The organism is Marixanthomonas sp. SCSIO 43207 (assembly GCF_019904255.1).
In the GTDB taxonomy this organism is placed as follows: Bacteria; Bacteroidota; Bacteroidia; order Flavobacteriales; family Flavobacteriaceae; genus Marixanthomonas.
Window position 1 is genome coordinate 2,229,488 of the sequence record NZ_CP063203.1, and the last position, 17,809, is coordinate 2,247,296.

Genomic DNA, 17,809 nt, shown 5'->3' on the forward strand with positions numbered 1-17,809 from the left:
AATTTCGCACTCCTTTTAGCGATGAGGCAAGAATAAAAGGATTTTTAAAAAAACAGATGTAAATCCTTCTGTGGGATAATCGCGATACTTTCTTGTAACAACACAGAATACAAATTGTAGAAATTCATCTTTTGAATTTCACAAACATTTTATAAATGGCTGATAAAGCAAACAAAGAAGCAGCAAAAGAAAAAGCTGCTAAAAATCAAGAAGAAGTAGCTGTTGCAGAACAAAAGGCTACAGAGGAAACTACAAAACCTCAAGAAGAACTTTCACTTAAGCAAAAAAACCCAGAGAAGTTTTTAGAAGAGTTCAACTGGCACAATTATGAAGAAGGAATTGATCCTATTGATGATGGTAAGCTAGAAGAGTTTGAAAAACTAGTTGCTGAAAACTTTGTTGATACCTTAGATGATGAGGTAGTAGAAGGAGAAGTAGTTCACATTACAGACCGTGATGCAATTATTGACATCAATGCAAAGAGTGAAGGAGTTATTTCGTTAAACGAATTTCGTTACAACCCAGACCTTAAAGAAGGAGACAAAGTAGAAGTATTAATTGATGTACGTGAAGATAGTACAGGTCAATTAATTCTTTCTCACCGTAAAGCAAGAACTATCAAAGCTTGGGAGCGTGTAAATACAGCTCACGACGAGGGTACTATTGTTAATGGTTATGTGAAGTGCCGTACAAAAGGTGGTATGATTGTAGATGTATTTGGTATTGAAGCATTCTTACCTGGTTCTCAAATAGATGTGAAGCCTATCCGTGATTATGATGCATATGTAGGTAAAACAATGGAATTTAAGGTTGTAAAAATTAACCACGAATTTAAAAACGTTGTTGTTTCGCATAAAGCTCTTATCGAGGCAGATATCGAAGAACAGAAAAAAGAAATCATTGGTCAACTTGAAAAAGGACAAGTACTAGAAGGTGTTGTTAAAAACATTACTTCTTATGGCGTGTTTGTTGACCTTGGAGGTGTTGATGGATTAATCCACATTACAGACCTTTCTTGGTCTCGTATCAACCATCCAAATGAAATTGTTGATCTTGATCAAAAATTAAACGTAGTAATCCTTGACTTTGATGAGGATAAAACACGTATTCAATTAGGTCTTAAACAGCTAAAAGCACACCCTTGGGATGCTCTTGGAGATGACCTTAAAGTAGGCGACAATGTAAAAGGTAAAGTTGTGGTTATTGCAGACTACGGTGCATTTATTGAAGTTGCTGAAGGAGTAGAAGGATTAATTCACGTAAGTGAAATGTCTTGGTCAACCCACTTACGTAGTGCACAAGATTTTGTAAACGTTGGTGATGAAGTTGAAGCACAGATTCTTACTATGGATAAAGAAGACCGTAAAATGTCTCTTGGTATTAAGCAATTAACTCCAGATCCATGGACTGATATTACAAGTAAATACCCTGTAGGTTCAAAACACACTGGTATTGTGCGTAACTTCACAAACTTTGGAGTATTTGTAGAATTGGAAGAAGGAATTGATGGACTAATTTACATTAGTGATCTTTCTTGGACTAAGAAAATCAAGCACCCAAGTGAGTTTACAAACATTGGTGATGAGCTAGAAGTAGTTGTACTTGAACTAGATGTTGAAGGACGTAAATTAAGTTTAGGTCATAAGCAAACAGAAGACAATCCTTGGGATAAATACGAAGATGAGTTTGCTGTAGGTACAAAACACACTGCTACTATCGATGATGTAGTAGATAAAGGAGCAACAATAGAGTTTAACGACGATATTACTGCTTTTGTACCAAAACGTCACCTAGAAAAAGAAGATGGAACAGATCTTAAGAAAGGTGATGAAGCAGAATTCCAAATTATTGAATTCAACAAAGAATTCAAGAAAGTGGTTGCTTCACATATGGTAATTCATAAAGAAGAAGAAGCTAAAATAGTAAAAGCTGCTGCCAAAAAGCAAGCTGCACAAGCCGAAGAGTCAAAAACTACTCTAGGTGATGCTAACCAAAAGCTTCAAGAATTGAAAGATAAAATGGCTGGAAAATAATCCATCATTTTTGTTATAAAATGAAAAAGCCCTTCAGAAATGAAGGGCTTTTTTTTATAATTTAATTAAGCAAATTCTGGTTCTAAGACTTGAACATTGCTTTTTAAACGATCAATAACAATATTCATCATTCGCTTGTTTAGAGCAGAAGAATCCTTGATATACATTTCGTATTCATGAATAGTAAATTGACCAATGATCATACCTTTTAACGAATTTCTAAACTTCATATCCTTTTGAATTGCATTATCTATGTAATCCAGTCGTTTTTCAATAGAAAGATCATAAAAAACATTTTTGTGCTTTCTTACATAATTTCTGAAAGCAGAAACCAATAAATCATTCTGAAGTTTAACAACAGGGCGCAATGTATTGTTTTGAAAATACTCACCATCGCTCATGTGTTCATGAAATCTAGCGGACGGAATTTCTGGTCTTATTTGTAAAAGAACTTCATCTCGTGTGTTCATAATAGAAGGGTTTTATTAAAATTATATATTTTAAAACCTTCCTTTTTCTCAAATACCAGATAGTTATAAACGGTTTTTCAACAAATAGTGCCGTTAAAATCATCTTAATCCATCCCTTTGTCTATCTAGTTTTAGGTACTTTTAAAAGAAAACTATGGGCACAAAAACCTCGATAAATCCCTATACAGGAAAAAAAATTGATTCTTTTAAAACGCATACCAAGACCGAAGTAAAAGAAATTTTATCACAAGCAGATAAACGGTTTTATAAATGGCGAGAAACCTCATATTCAGAACGAAAAAAACTGATGTTAGCTGCAGCTTTAGAATTAAAGAAAAATAAAAAAGAGTATGCTCAAACGATGACAAACGAAATGGGAAAACCCATTAAGCAAGCCATAGCTGAGATTGAAAAATGTGCTTGGGTTTGTGAGTATTATGCCGAACATGCCGAAAAGCAGTTATCAAATGAAACAATAAAAACTGATGCACATAAAAGTTATGTGAGTTATGAGCCAATAGGAGTTGTACTAGCTGTGATGCCTTGGAATTATCCCTTTTGGCAAGTTTTTCGTTTTGCAGCCCCTGCTTTAATGGCAGGAAACATAGGAGTGCTAAAACACGCTTCAAATGTTTTTGGGAGTGCTTTAAATATTGAAAAAGTCTTTAAACGAGCTGGTTTTCCTGAGTATTGCTTCACTACCTTAAAAGTTGGTAGTGATATGATAGAAGAGATTATTGAAAACCCCATAGTTAAAGCGGTTACATTAACCGGAAGTGGTCCAGCAGGTTCATCAGTAGCTTCAATAGCGGGGAAGAATATAAAAAAATCGGTTTTGGAGTTAGGCGGAAATAATGCTTTAGTTGTTCTTAACGATTGTGATATAGATACAACCATTGATACGTGCGTACAAGCTCGCTTTCAAAACACAGGACAAAGCTGTATTGCCGGTAAACGTTTACTGGTTGATGCTTCAATTTCAGAAGAATTTATTCAGAATTTGATAAAAAAAGTAAGAGAGCTTAAAAGCGGAGATCCTATGGATGAAGAGACTTACATTGGTACTTTAGCGCGAGAAGATTTGGCACAAGATCTAGAAAAACAAGTTAGCGCCACAATACAAGCAGGAGCCAAGCTAGAGATAGGGGGAAAGCGCCAAAATGCTTACTTTGAGCCTACTGTTGTGAGTAGTGTTACTAGCGACATGGCTATGTTTAAAGAAGAAACGTTTGGACCGGCTTTATCTATAACTACTTTTGAAACCATTGAAGAAGCTATTGAACTTTCTAATACATCAAAATTTGGATTGGGTGTTTCTATTTTTTCTGAAAATATTGAAGCTGCTGAAAAACTAGCATATCGATTTGATGAAGGAGCTGTTTTTATAAATGAATTGGTTAAAAGTGATCCTCGGTTGCCTTTTGGTGGAGTAAAAGAAAGTGGATACGGACGTGAATTAAGTAACCACGGTATTACAGAATTTGTAAACAGAAAAACGGTATACATCAATAAATAAATAAAAAAGCTCGTAAAAATTTACGAGCTTTTTAGTAGTATTTTTTTTCTGACTTAATTTGATGATAGAAATTCCTCTTTTGATTTAATAGTTGGCTTTTCTATATCATTTTTATCCAAAAACTTTATAAACTTTTTACCTTCCTTGTCTTTAATAGCTGCGTAGCGTTTTTTGGCTTCTTCAAATTCTTCAGAGATTAATTCTAAGTTTTGTTTTTGAGATGCTGTTACACGACTAAAAGAGCCAGCAATATTCGAGTATAAATCAGCCATACGCTCTCTTAACTCTGGTTCAGCAGCAGCAACGTAATTATCACCGGTTGTAATAACCAAATCTTTCCGAAGGTTTTCTAATGCATCGTATAGTTTTTGAGCTTCCTTTTTGCCTTTTGGCTGCTCTTCAATTACAGAATTGGCTTTGTCTTGCAGTTCGCCCAACTCATACACCATATATGCTAGGTCTTCAACCATATTAAATAATTGTTTGGTCAATTTTTCTTGCTCTTTACGCTCAGCTAATGTAGTTAAGGACTTTTCATCATACTTTACATCAATTTCAGTTTCATACGTATTTTTACCTTTTGTCAATACTACTTTGTATGTTCCTGCAGGTACTCGAGGAGCCGTAAAACCTCCATATGACAGTGTCTTACCAGCTGCCATTTTTGGAGTAGCACTCGTATAGTTCCAGTTTACAATATTGATTCCTTTTGATTTTCCAGGGGATAGGGGGGCTATTTTGTTTCCTTCCATATCTTGAATTTCCATTTCCATTTTTCCGAAGGTATGCCGCTTTTTTAAATAGTATACTATTCTAGCGGACGTTGGTTTATTGCCACCTACAAATTGTGTTTCTGTTCCAAAACTTCCGCTAAAACCACTTTCTTCTGGCATATTAAAAGCTTCTGTGTCGAAAAAGTGAACGTCTTTTTCTAAAATCGATGCGTTAAGTTGACGTAACGGACTTATGTCGTCTATAATGATTACGCCGCGTCCATGTGTGCCCATTACAATATCATTGGTTTGCTTTTGCATATCGATAAAATGAACGGCAACCGGTGGCATGTTATTTGTAAATTGCGACCAATTACTTCCGCCATCAATAGTAACATACAATCCCATTTCGGTTCCTAAAAACAATAAATCTTCATTTTCATAATCCTCTTGAATATTTCGGACAAAAGCATTTTCTTGAATGTCTTCTGAAATGATTGACTTCCACGTTTTACCATAATCGGTCGTTTTTAAGACGTATGGTTTCATATCACCTGTTGTGTGGCCTTCAAAAACTGCATAAGCTGTTCCTTTTCCATGCACACTGGCTTCAATGTGATACACCCAGGTATTTGCTGGAATACCTGTTAAGTTTTCAGTAACGTTGTTCCAATTTTTTCCACCATCGGTTGTTACTTGTACATTTCCGTCATCGGTTCCTACCCAGATTATATTTTCATCTAGTGGTGATTCAGCGATTGTAAAAATTGTTGTATGGTTTTCAGCTCCGCTATTGTCAACAGAAAGCCCTCCAGAACTTGATTGATCTTGCTTCTCTGGATTATTTGTTGTTAAGTCTGGTGAAATGATTTGCCAAGTTTCGCCCATATCTTCACTTTTGTGAACAAACTGGCTACCCATATAAAACCTATCTGGGGCGTGAATACTTACTGCCATAGGAGCATTCCAGTTAAAGCGTAATTGGGCATCACCTTTTTTGGGCAATGGCTGGATAGTTCTAGTGCGGTTGCGGTCTGCATCATATCGCCATACGTTTTCTGCACCTTGCATTTCAGAATAAATAATATTTTTTGTTGGGTGTTTTAGTACTCTAAAACCATCTCCATAACCAACGCTATTCCAATCTCGAGCATTAACTCCGCCAGGAGAAGAAGAAGGGCCATACCAGCTTCCATTATCTTGTAAACCGCCATAGACATTGTAAGGCTCAGCATCATCAGTACTAATATGATAAAACTGTGAAAGTGGAAGATCTTCCACAATTTCAAAAACCGAACCACCATTCCAAGAGCGATATAATCCGCCATCTGTTGCAGAATATAAAACATCACTATCATTTATATGAAACGTAACATCGTGAATGTCACTGTGCATATTACCTAAATTTTTAAATGTTTTACCTCCATCACGGCTTATCGATCCTGTAAGACCTCCTTTTACTACTACATCTGGATTTTTAGGATCAACTGTAATTCTTGAAAAATAGAAAGGACGTACAGTTAAACCAAAATCATTATTTAGGTGTTTCCAACTTTTTCCTGAATCTGTTGATTTCCAAAGTCCGTTTTTGTCTTTTTGTTCAGTTTCTAAAACGGCATATAAAATAGAGGGATCACTTGGTGCAAGAGCTAATCCTATTCTACCTAAATCGCCTTGGGGAAATCCATTGTGAATTTTATTCCAAGTTTTACCAGAATCTGTAGACTTATATAGACCGCTGTTGGGTCCGCCTGAGTTAAAACTCCATCCTGTACGTCTAAACTGCCACATAGAAGCATATAAAATTTCAGGGTTTTTAGGGTCCATAATTACATCTGCCGCTCCTGTTGATGCATCTATGAATAAGGATTTTGTCCAGGTTTTACCTCCGTCTGTAGTTTTGTAAATTCCGCGGTCGTCACTATCACTCCATAAAGCTCCTAGTACGCCTACGTATATTTCGTTTGAATTTTTTGGGTTGATTACAATTGAAGCGATTCGTTCACTTTTTTCAAACCCTTCAATTTCTTTCCAGTTATTTCCTCCGTCAGTAGATTTATACAACCCATCGCCAATAGAAACTGAATTACGAGTCCAAGTTTCTCCTGTTCCTACCCAGATAGTTTGATCAGGGTCATTAGGGTCTAGCGTTACTACTCCTATTGACTGTGCATAATCATCAAAAATAGGAGCGAAGGTTGTACCTGCGTTACTAGATTTCCAAACGCCACCACCAGCTGTACCAATGTAGATAATTCGCGTATTCGTTGGGTGCATTTCTATATCGTTAATGCGACCACTCATTAATGCAGGGCCTATGTGCCGTGCCTTCATATCTCCAAATAGCTCTTTTCCTTTTAAAGCGGTTTCTTGGGCTGAAAATGATAGAGGCAAGAAAGCCAATATCAATAGGGTGTAGAATATTTTTCTCATTTGGTGTTTTTTTTAATTAGTTATTGTTAAAAATAAAAAAATCCCTGATGAACAGGGATTTAAATACTTAAACTAAGGTTATTTTTTTTCTGGCATCGAAAAGTCTATACCTTCAACACTTGGGTTTATTTCAATATTATCCATTTTGATAGATTGACCAGTTTGCCCATTGTAACTTGTTTCGAGAGCGTAAGGAAAAAAGATATCTCCTGCTTCCTGATAATCACTATATTTAGTTTGAACGTTCATGCCTTTCTGTGGTCCTACAGGCATTACCATTTCGCTTACAATAGGGACGAAGTTTTCTTTGTCAAAATAGTAATAAGAAATATTTTCTTCCTCAACACCGTCTGACATTACTTTGTTTTTGGTAAGCTTTATTTTATAGGTCTCAGTGCCTTCTTTTGTTTCTTCCCCCATTAATTCAACTTGGTATCCTTTTTCTTCATAGTTAAGAAAAGGATCTGGAAAATCGTTAGCTTCATTTTTTTTATAATTTGCCGATGCTTCTGCATCCTGAGCTTCAGGTTGCATGGTTTGAAAGTTTAGGCCCCAAAGCTGTTCCCCATCAAAAGCTTGAGGGATTAGTTTTTGTCCTTGAAATTCAATTTCAGTTAACATTTTTCCATCTGTCATTAAATATTGTGTAAACGGAAATGATTGTGGTCCCATAGAGGCATCCCCCGTCATTTTTATTGCTTCAATTTTATTCCAGGCATCTTTACCACCAGTATTTTCAAAATAATTGTCAATAATTTCATCCGCTGTTTGTGCTGTAAGTGGTGTTACAGCTATAACTAATAAAGCGATGATTAATGTTTTTACAGTTTTCATGATTTGTTTGTTATGGTTTATCGTAAAAGTAAGACACTTTTTTAAAGATTATGTTACAATATATTGAAATTTTTTTTCAAGATGAAAATGTTGTAAAACCCGTATCTTTACTTCAAAAGCGTATATATTATGAAATTTGGCAAAGTTGATGATCCTTCACAGATAGATTTTACACTACCACCAGATCATCCCGATACAAAAAAGACCTTATCAAAATATAAACCTATTACAACGCCTAATTTATATGTGGGTTGTGCAAAATGGAATCGAGCCGATTTAAAAGGATTTTATCCTCGAGGCACAAAAGACGAGCTGGAATATTATTCTAGACAGTTTAACAGCATCGAATTGAATGCTACTTTTTATAGAATTTTTCCTGCCGATGTTTTTGCGGGTTGGTATGAAAAAACTCCAGCCGATTTTCGGTTTTTCCCGAAAGTGTTTCAAGGTGTAACTCACTGGAAACGCTTAAATGATTTTGAAGGTTACTTACAAGAATATTTGTTGAATGCTTCAAACCTTAAAGAGAAGCTAGAAATGGCATTTGTACAGATGCACGGTACCTTTGCTCCAAAAGATATGGATAGGCTAGTGCCTTTTTTTGAAGCTATTCCTAAAGATATGCGAATTGCAGTTGAATTTCGACATACAGACTGGTTTAATGATAAAGAAATAGCAGAAGATTTATATGCTATTTTAGAAAAATATGACGTTTCAAATATAATAGTTGATTCTGCAGGAAGACGTGATTTATTACACATGAGAATAACAACAGATAGTGCATTTATTAGATATAACGGCGCTAATCATGAAAGTGATTATACTCGCCTTGATGATTGGTTAGATAGGCTAGAAGAGTGGATTGAGCAAGGATTACAAAATATATATTTTTTTGTGCATCAAAACATAGAAAAAGCGTCGCCTTTACTTTCGGCTCACTTTATTGAAAAGGCCAATGAACGTTTTGGCACAGATATACAAATTCCTAAAATGGACAAAACTAAAACTTTATTTTAATGAATTTTCATACTCGTAAATGGATAAAACCTGAAGACTTAAATCCCAATGGCACCTTGTTTGGCGGTCGGTTACTACAATGGATAGATGAAGAATCTGCTTTATATGCTATTATTCAGCTAGAAAATCCAAAGACGGTAACCAAATATATGAGTGAAATCAACTTCAGAAGTTCAGCAAAGCAAGGTGATATTATTGAAATAGGCCTTGAAGCCACAAAATTTGGTACCTCATCATTAACCTTAGCTTGTGAAGTGCGTAATAAAATGACTCGTGAGGTTATCATAACGATTGATACTATTATTATGGTAAGTCTCGACAAAAATGGAAAACCTACGCCTCACGGAAAAACAAAGGTTGAATTTGTTAAAGACCGGTTAGGAGACTCAAAATAAGGTATTGGTTAATTTTTATGAGATAAGGAAGTTACATCTTTACCAGAGGGTACTTCAAAAAGCTCTAGTCCAAAATAGGGTATGGCTGCAATCAAATGGTCAAAAATATCAGCTTGAATATGCTCATAATTTTCCCATCTTTTATCGTGGCTGAAACAAAAAATTTCTATAGGAATACCGCGATCTGTAGGAGCTAAATGACGTACCATTAAAAAAAGCTCTTTGTTAATTGCAGGGTTTTCGTGCAAAAATGCATCTGCATATTTTCTGAAAATACCTAAATTGGTTTGATTGCGACCATTAAGTAAAATAGATTTATCTGCTTCGGTTTTTTGATTATATTTTTGGACATCACGTTCGCGATGCTCTATATAAGGTTTTATTAGCTGAATTTTCTTTAATTCTTCAATTTCTTCAGAAGATAGAAACTTAACCGACGTTTGTTTTATATATAGAGAACGTTTTATACGTCTTCCGGCAGATTCTTGCATACCACGCCAGTTTTGAAAAGAATCTGAAATTAAACTGTACGTTGGGATAGTAGTAAATGTATGGTCAAAATTTTGTACTGTAACGGTAGCTAGGCTTATTTCGGTTACATAACCATCAGCGCCATATTTACTGAAAGTAATCCAATCGCCAATACGTACAATATCATTTACCGAAACTTGAATACTAGCAACAAACCCCAAAATAGTATCCTTAAAAATCAACAAAATCACTGCCGATGCAGCTCCCAATGTTGCCAGGCTAAAAATAGAATAACCGGTTAAAATATTGATGATAAAAAATACGCCAATTCCCCAACCAAAAATCATTAAAACCTGTTGATAGCTCTCTAGTGGTTTATCGTGATAGCGAGGTTTGTGCTCTAAATAACTGCGAGTTGTTTTTAATATACTTCGGAAAACTAGAACAGATAGAACAATTAAATAAACATCTATGATTCGAAGTAAAAAGTTTAAAATAAAAGGATACTCGTTAAATATAATTGGAATGGTGTACCAAACAATTACAAGCGGAAAAAAATGAGCTACAAACCGCGGAAAGTTACTTTTAATAAGAAAATCATCAAAGGTGCTTTTGGTTTTATCACTAAAAGCTTTAAAAACCTGAACAATAAACTTTCTTACAAAAATATCTATAAGTGTAACTAAAAATGCAAGTACTACACAGTTAATTACCGTGTTGATAAAAATAGCTAGATCTTCATTCATACCTTGATTAACAAAGTACTGTTGAAGCCAGCAAAGGTAGTATTTAAGTGTTTCTTGATCCATTATAAATATTTACGCTCTGCGTAAAAAGGACCTAAAGGAAGGACAGAACATATCATTACAATGCCCAATGTACCCCAGGACCAGTTAAGCTTCTCTTTCATAAAGTAGGCGCCAATAATATATAAAATAAATAACACTCCATGAGCCATTCCTACAATACGTACCATTTCTGGCATATCCCAAATATATTTTAAAGGCATAGCAATACCCAATAGAACCAAGAACGAGATTGCCTCAAGAGCACTAATTATCTTAAAAGACTTTGTTGAAATATCCATTATCAAATTTTTCCTGCAAAGATACAGTATCAAAATATAGTTTTATTATTTTTAGTAACCATTTTTAAGCAATTCAATTAAAGAGGCTGCTTTTTTTAAAAGCCAAAAAAATAACCACTTATGAAGTATTCGTCAATCATTTCGTTTTTAATTATTACACTATTTATTTCTGTAACGCAAGCACAAGATCAAGCTGCTGCCACAGATTTTTCTATAGACTATGAGAAATTTACACTAGATAATGGTCTAGAGGTCATTCTTCACGTTGATAAAAGTGAACCAATTGTTGCCGTTGCAACTATGATGCATGTAGGGTCTAATAGGGAAAAACCTGGTAAAACAGGATTTGCCCATTTTTTTGAGCATATGTCTTTTAATGATTCTGAAAATGTACCGGTAGGAGCTAATAGAAAATTAATTCCGGAATGGGGTGGAAGTCGTAATGGCGGAACTTGGAGTGATGGTACCGTTTATTATGAAGTAGTACCAAAAGATGCTTTTGAAAAGATTTTATGGATAGATAGTGACCGGTTTGGCTATATGATTAATACCGTAACAAAAGCAGCTTTAGAACGTGAAAAACAAGTAGTGAAAAACGAAAAAAGACAACGTGTTGATAACGCTCCTTACGGTTATACAGATGAAATTATCAGAAAAAATTTATATCCCGAAGGCCATCCGTATAGTTGGACAGTAATAGGTTCTTTACCAGATTTACAAGCGGCAACTCTTGAAGATGTAAAGGAATTTTACAACAAATATTATGGAGCTGCTAATGCATCATTGGTAATAGCCGGTGATATAGATATTTCAGAAACAAAAAAACTTGTTGAAAAATGGTTTGGCGAAATACCTAGTGGTCCAGAAGTTGAACCTTTAAAGCCTATGCCGGTTTCGCTTAGTAAAACAAAATCTTTATACTTTAAAGACAACTTTGCAAAACTTCCTGAACTTAGAATGGTTTTTCCTACCGTTGAGGCATATAATGAAGATGAATATACCCTAAACGTATTAGGGCAACTTTTAAGCGGTAGTCGCAAATCACCTTTGTATAAAATTATTGTCGAAGAAGAAAAACTAGCACCCAATGTTGGTTCGTATAACAATAGTTCAGAATTGGCTGGAGAATTTGTAATTAGAGTACGCGCAAACGAGGGAGTTGATCTTGATGAAGTAAAAAATGCTATTGACAAAGGATTGGCAGATTTTGAAAAAAATGGTTTTACAGATGCCGAATTAAATAGAATTAAAGCCGAACTAGAAACCCAACTGTATTATGGTGTAGCCACAGTATTGAATAAAGCGTTTCAATTGGTTCAAGACAACGAATTTGGAAACGACCCCGGCTATATTACCAAGCGAACTAAACTCTACAAACAAATTTCTCGTGAAGATGTTATGCGCGTTTATAATACTTATTTGAAAGATAAAAATTATGTAATGACTAGTGTTATTCCGAAAGAAAACCCAGAATTGGCAGTTGAAAATGCACAAGAAGCCAGCGTTTGGGAAGAGGAAGTAACCGCAATGAACGCCAACGAAGAAGTAAGTCAAGGTGAAGAAGCTCAATACGAGAAAACACCATCAAAATACGATCGTTCTGAACCACCTTTTGGAGAAGCTCCACTGTTTGAAATGCCAGATGTGTGGCAAGCCAAACTTGATAATGGAATGAATGTATTAGGAATTGAAAATACAGAGTTACCATTGATAACCTTCAACATCACTATACCTGGCGGTCACAGACTAGATCCCAAAAATAAAGCAGGCTTAGCCGTGTTAACAGCAGATTTACTGAATGAAGGTACCCAAACCAAAACTCCGGCAGAATTAGAAGAAGCAATTGGTTTATTAGGTTCTAGTATAACAATACGAGGCGGTCTAGAAGAAATTACTGTTACAGGAAGCTGTTTGGCACGTAATTTTGATAAAACAATACAATTGGTAGAAGAGATGTTACTTCAACCTCGTTGGGATGAAAAAGAATTTAATCGTTTAAAACAAGAATTACGTACCTCTTTAAAGGGACAGGAGGCAAATCCACGCTCAATTGGGGCGTTAAACTTTAACCGTTTAATTTATGGACAAGATCATACCTATGCGATACCATCTGAAGGAACTCTCGAAACCGAGAAGAATATATCATTGGCAGATGTAAAGGCTTTTTATAAAAACCTTTCACCCAATGGAGCTAGCTTTAAAGTAGTAGGAGACATACAAAAACAAGAGGTAACAAAAACATTAGCATCATTATCAAATAAATGGAAAGGTGAAAAGATTAAGCTTCCTTCAGAAAAAATTACAAATATGTCTTCTCAAGGAAACCTATATTTTATTGATGTGCCCAACTCTAAGCAATCTGTAATTTACATTGGGCTACCGGCCCTTTCAGCAAATAATGAAGATTTTCCGAAGTTGGATTTTGCAAATGAAATACTTGGCGGTGGCTCTAGTGGAAGACTTTTTCAAACGTTGCGTATTGAAAAAGGATATACATATGGAGCATATTCGTTTGTTCCAGCACGAGATGAAATAGCACCATTTACTATCAATACAAGTGTTCGTGCCAATGCAACCTTACCATCACTTGAAATTATAGAAAACATGGTAAAAGAATACGCACCTGGTTTTACAAAAGAAGATGTTGAGCTTACTCAAAATAAAGTGATTAAACAAAATACACGAGCTTATGAGTCATTAAATGCAAAATTGAATATACTTACTCAAATTGATAAATACGGAAAATCAACAGACTATATAAGCGAAGAACAACAGTTGCTTATGAATATGAATCTTAAAGATTTTAAAAATATTATTAATAAATACATCAAAGAAAACAAAATGGTTTATGTTGTAGTAGGTGATAAAGCTACTCAGTTTGAAGAAGTAAAAAAACTAGGCAAAAAGGTTATCGAACTAGATATTTACGGCAACCCAATTAATTAATGCATATGCTTTTAGTACAAGAAAAAACTGCAACCGAAACTGTAGTAGCAGCTGTAGAAAACTACTATGAAGAATTTTTGATAGTTCTGCCTCGCATTGCATTGGCTATTTTTATAGTGGTTGCAGGTATCTTGATTGCTCAAGTAATTACCAATTTATTCAAAAGAAGGTTTTTAAACAAAGCAGAAGACCCTTTAATGGCTCGTTTTCTCGCCCAAGCATTAAAAATTATATTAAGTTTAATTGCTATAATGGTTGCGCTAGATGTAGCCGGTTTAAGTGGTATTGCTACCGGAATTTTAACTGCTGCCGGTGGTGCAGCAATTATTTTAGGTTTTGCTTTTCAAGACATTGGTAAAAACTTTTTAGCCGGGATTATTTTGGCTTTTAATAGACCTTTTAATATCAATGATACCATTATGGTCGATACGCATTTTGGGAAAGTAAAGGCACTTAACTTTAGGTATACCCACGTAAAAACTACAGACGGTCGTGATATTTATATACCCAATAGTGACGTGCTTACCAAGCCTGTTGAAAACTACACCGCAGATGGTTTTTACCGTGTAGATTTTACGGTAGGAATAGGTTATGAAGATGATATTGAAGCTGCCAAGACTATTATTCAGCAAATACTCGATAGCAATAAAGATATTGTACATAACGACACCCATGAAAACTTTGTAATAGAATCTGAACTAGCCGCTAGTACAGTAAACCTCAAAGTATTATTTTGGGTACACACGATTGATTACAGAAAAGCTTCAAGAGTATTACGAGGTCAAGTAATTCAGCAAATAAAAGTAGCACTTGATACAAACGGATTTAATCTTCCGGCAGATGTTAAAGAGATAAAACTTTACCGAAATGTAGAAGATATACCATTACGTTTACGTAAAGATCCTAGAGATTATCTTGAAGATAACAATAATTAATTAGAGCAGGGGAGTGGTTCATTGAGGATGGGATACTGCCAGTTTTTTTCATAACTATAGTGCCACCATTCTGTTCTTATGGTCTTAAAACCAAATTTGCGCATTCCTTCAATAAGGACTTTTCTGTTTGATAAAATTTCTTCAGAAAGATTATAATTATCAATGTGCGCCTCTCTTCCAAAATAATCATAATCAGTGCCCATTTCTAGATAACAGCCTTCTAGTGTTACCAATGTAATATCTACTGCAGCAGCTCGATTGTGTACAGAGGCACCGTCGTAGGGATTAGCTACATACGTCGCTCTCGGAACTTTTTTCCACATTTTTTTCTGAACATCTAGCGGACGATAGCAATCGTAAACCTTAATCTTATATCCTTTTTCACAAAAATATCGATTTGCTTCAATGAGGGCTTGGGCAACTTCAGGCTGCAGTAAACACTTAGCACAATCATACAAAACTTCGCTTATAAAATTATTGGTAGTTGCATATCGTATTTCATAATCAAATTCTATTTTATCTGAAATATCTACCAATGTATCTTGCGCTTTGATTTCAGAAAAACTAAAAATTAAAACTAATACAATAGAAAAATGCTGAAACATATTGAGGCTTTGCAGAGGTGTGTATTCAAATTTAAGGATTAATTAATAACAATTGCTTTTTTGCATTTGTAACTTTGAATAAAATAAAATTTATATGGAAAAACTAAACAATAAAGTAGCATTAATAACCGGCGGAACCAAAGGAATTGGTTATGGTATAGCTGTAAGTTTATTACAAAACGGGATTAATGTAGCCATTACGGGCAGAAATGAAAAGACCGCAAAAGAAGCAGCAGAACGTTTAAACACTTCAGAAAATAATCACGGAAAAGCTGTAGGTATTGAGGCTGATGTAAAAGATTATAAAAGCCAACAACAAGCCGTTAATCAAGTGATTGAAGAATTTGGTAAATTAGATTTTGTGATCGCCAATGCTGGTCTTGGTCATTTTGGTTCAATTGAAGAACTAACGGTAGAACAGTGGCAAGAAACGATTGACACCAATTTGTCTGGAGTATTTTATACTTTAAAAGCGAGTGTAGATGCTCTTAAAAAAGAAAAAGGATATTTTATAAGTATTTCAAGCTTGGCAGGAACAAACTTTTTTGCCGGTGGAGCAGCGTATAATGCAAGTAAATTTGGAGTGACAGGATTTACGCAAGCAGCGATGCTTGACCTTCGTAAGCACAATGTTAAAGTAAGTACGATAATGCCTGGTAGCGTTTCTACTTATTTTAATGGTAACGAGCCTACTGAAGGTGATGAAGCTTGGAAAATACAAATAGAAGATATTGGTAAACTAGTTATAGATTTATTAACTATGAATCCACGTACGTTACCAAGTAAAATTGAGGTGCGACCAACGTTACCTCCAAGTGCAAAAAAATAAGGAATATGAATTACCTGAAAAACGCCTCTGCCCAATTTTGAGCATCGGTAAGTTTTTCAAAGAAAGCAAAACTATTTTCAAATAAGGGCTGTTCTGTAATGGCCCTTTCTCTTTCCATAGGATCTGCAGAAACAATTGCTAGACCTTTCATATTATCAAGTCCCTTAACTTTATAGACATTTAAGTCAATGTCGTGTTTATAACTTCTTTCAGAAATTAAAACAAAGGGATCATTATTAAATATCTCTTGAAATTTTCTTTGTATGATGTTGGCTTTATCAAGATCATAAAAAACATTTTCAAACACCTTTATAATAGCATACTTTGAAAATATGCTCAATTCACAAAAATCAGTATTTATTTTTTGTATCATTATCAAGTAACAGCTTTAATTAAATAAGCTGCTAATTAAAGATACTAAAAATTTAAACATCTTTTAACATTTTTTTATAAAATCTTTAACATTTTAAATATTTGATAGTTAGACGGTTACATTTACAAACAAAAAAAGCGATCCATCTGGATCGCTTTAAATTGGATATTTTAACAAATTAATTTGCTGAAAGTAATGCTAAAAACTTGTCAAGATTTGGTAAAATTACAATTCTCGTTCTTCTGTTTTTTGCATATGCTTCTTTAGACTCGTCTTCAGTAAGTGGGTGAAAACTACTTCTACCGGCAGCAATTAATTTTTTAGGATCTACTCCATAATCATCTTGTAACTTTCTTATTACTGCAGTTGAACGCTCAACACTTAGCTCCCAGTTATCTTTTACATACGATCCTGGTTTAACGGTTTGAGAGTCAGTATGTCCTTCTACCATAACTTCCATAGCTGGTTCACTATTAATAACATTGGCAAGACGCTCTAAAAGGTTGTTTGCTTTGCTGTTAACACGTGCACTACCAGATTTAAATAATAATTTATCTGATACTGTAATCATAACTACTGTTTCATCAATATCTATTTGAATATCGTCTTCTTCGCCTTCAGCAATAAGAGTATTGTCAAGGTTTTTCTTCAAATTATATGAAACAATAAGATTCATACTGTCTTCAAGTGTTTTGGCTTGTGCCAGTTCTGCTTGATCAACATTGGCAAGAGCAGCTCTCATTTTTTCTTTATCTTTTTTAGAAACAACAACGTTTCCTTCTAGTTGTAAGCGACTGTCGTTAGTATCTTTTAAAGATTGTATTTTTGAATTATAATCGGCTACTCGCTCTTCAATCTTTGCGTATTTAGCTTCAATTTCTTCTTTTTCAACTTGAGTTTTGGCAAGTTGTGAACGTGTTTCGTTGTAATCGTTTTGTAGTTCAACATACTTCTTTTTAGAAACACATGATGTAAATACAAATGCTCCCGAAAGTAGGGTTAGTGCGATTAACTTTTTCATATTAATTAGTTTTAAGTTTATTGTTGTCACAAATATACGTGTAAACACGTATACGTATATAGTTAAGGTTTCCTATTGTTTTGTTAAAAAAACTTAAAATCAGTAGGTTATAAAAAAAACGGACACCTAAG

The 17,809-nt window shown here is 34.6% G+C and carries 15 protein-coding genes; 7 read left to right on the forward strand and 8 right to left on the reverse strand.

The window, feature by feature from the left end; translation table 11 throughout:
* Window positions 1-155 precede the first annotated feature (155 nt).
* On the forward strand, window positions 156-2,033 hold the full coding sequence (gene rpsA / locus INR76_RS10410; RefSeq protein WP_223107893.1) for a 30S ribosomal protein S1: 1,878 nt from the start codon (window positions 156-158) through the stop codon (window positions 2,031-2,033).
* A 65-nt stretch (window positions 2,034-2,098) separates the two neighbouring features.
* Here rpsA and INR76_RS10415 read toward each other — a convergent pair whose 3' ends face one another.
* Complete coding sequence (locus tag INR76_RS10415) at window positions 2,099-2,503, reverse strand: glyoxalase (protein ID WP_223107894.1); 405 nt, start codon at window positions 2,501-2,503, stop codon at window positions 2,099-2,101.
* Between the two features lie 154 nt (window positions 2,504-2,657).
* Between INR76_RS10415 and INR76_RS10420 the strand changes: the two genes are divergently transcribed.
* Entirely contained in the window at window positions 2,658-4,019 is a 1,362-nt protein-coding gene (locus INR76_RS10420) for an NAD-dependent succinate-semialdehyde dehydrogenase (protein ID WP_223107895.1), read from the forward strand.
* A gap of 53 nt (window positions 4,020-4,072) precedes the next feature.
* Here the strand turns inward: INR76_RS10420 and INR76_RS10425 are convergent, their stop codons facing one another.
* Complete coding sequence (locus INR76_RS10425) at window positions 4,073-7,165, reverse strand: hypothetical protein (protein ID WP_223107896.1); 3,093 nt, start codon at window positions 7,163-7,165, stop codon at window positions 4,073-4,075.
* Between the two features lie 78 nt (window positions 7,166-7,243).
* Complete coding sequence (locus tag INR76_RS10430) at window positions 7,244-7,999, reverse strand: DUF4292 domain-containing protein (protein WP_223107897.1); 756 nt, start codon at window positions 7,997-7,999, stop codon at window positions 7,244-7,246.
* 129 nt (window positions 8,000-8,128) lie between these two features.
* Between INR76_RS10430 and INR76_RS10435 the strand changes: the two genes are divergently transcribed.
* Complete coding sequence (locus INR76_RS10435; protein WP_223107898.1) at window positions 8,129-9,016, forward strand: DUF72 domain-containing protein; 888 nt, start codon at window positions 8,129-8,131, stop codon at window positions 9,014-9,016.
* Entirely contained in the window at window positions 9,016-9,411 is a 396-nt protein-coding gene (locus INR76_RS10440) for an acyl-CoA thioesterase (RefSeq protein ID WP_223107899.1), read from the forward strand. The genes INR76_RS10435 and INR76_RS10440 overlap by 1 nt, the downstream gene beginning before the upstream one ends.
* Window positions 9,412-9,419: 8 nt before the next feature.
* On the opposite strand, the gene INR76_RS10445 is transcribed toward INR76_RS10440, so the two are convergent.
* Both INR76_RS10445 and INR76_RS10450 read right to left on the reverse strand, forming a co-directional pair.
* Window positions 9,420-10,691 carry a mechanosensitive ion channel family protein gene (locus INR76_RS10445; RefSeq protein WP_223107900.1) on the reverse strand — a complete coding sequence of 424 codons (1,272 nt, stop codon included), beginning with the start codon at window positions 10,689-10,691 and terminating at the stop codon, window positions 9,420-9,422.
* Window positions 10,691-10,969 (reverse strand): DUF3817 domain-containing protein, encoded by a 279-nt coding sequence (locus INR76_RS10450; RefSeq protein WP_223107901.1) that lies wholly within the window; start codon window positions 10,967-10,969, stop codon window positions 10,691-10,693. The genes INR76_RS10445 and INR76_RS10450 overlap by 1 nt, the downstream gene beginning before the upstream one ends.
* Before the next feature lie 120 nt (window positions 10,970-11,089).
* On the opposite strand from INR76_RS10450, the gene INR76_RS10455 reads away from it, so the two are divergent.
* Window positions 11,090-13,915, forward strand: coding sequence for a pitrilysin family protein (locus INR76_RS10455; protein WP_223107902.1), 2,826 nt, complete (start codon window positions 11,090-11,092; stop codon window positions 13,913-13,915).
* A gap of 5 nt (window positions 13,916-13,920) precedes the next feature.
* Complete coding sequence (locus INR76_RS10460; RefSeq protein ID WP_223107903.1) at window positions 13,921-14,850, forward strand: mechanosensitive ion channel family protein; 930 nt, start codon at window positions 13,921-13,923, stop codon at window positions 14,848-14,850.
* On the opposite strand, the gene INR76_RS10465 is transcribed toward INR76_RS10460, so the two are convergent.
* Window positions 14,847-15,455, reverse strand: a complete 609-nt coding sequence (locus INR76_RS10465) for a M15 family metallopeptidase (RefSeq protein WP_223107905.1) — start codon at window positions 15,453-15,455, stop codon at window positions 14,847-14,849. The genes INR76_RS10460 and INR76_RS10465 overlap by 4 nt on opposite strands.
* Before the next feature lie 94 nt (window positions 15,456-15,549).
* Here INR76_RS10465 and INR76_RS10470 point away from each other — a divergent pair, with 94 nt between their 5' ends.
* Window positions 15,550-16,284: an SDR family oxidoreductase gene (locus INR76_RS10470; protein ID WP_223107907.1), complete on the forward strand. Its 735-nt coding sequence runs from the start codon at window positions 15,550-15,552 to the stop codon at window positions 16,282-16,284.
* Window positions 16,285-16,294: 10 nt separating this feature from the next.
* Here INR76_RS10470 and INR76_RS10475 read toward each other — a convergent pair whose 3' ends face one another.
* Window positions 16,295-16,657, reverse strand: coding sequence for a hypothetical protein (locus INR76_RS10475; protein WP_223107908.1), 363 nt, complete (start codon window positions 16,655-16,657; stop codon window positions 16,295-16,297).
* A 178-nt stretch (window positions 16,658-16,835) separates the two neighbouring features.
* Window positions 16,836-17,678 carry an OmpA family protein gene (locus INR76_RS10480; RefSeq protein WP_223107910.1) on the reverse strand — a complete coding sequence of 281 codons (843 nt, stop codon included), beginning with the start codon at window positions 17,676-17,678 and terminating at the stop codon, window positions 16,836-16,838.
* Window positions 17,679-17,809: the final 131 nt, after the last annotated feature.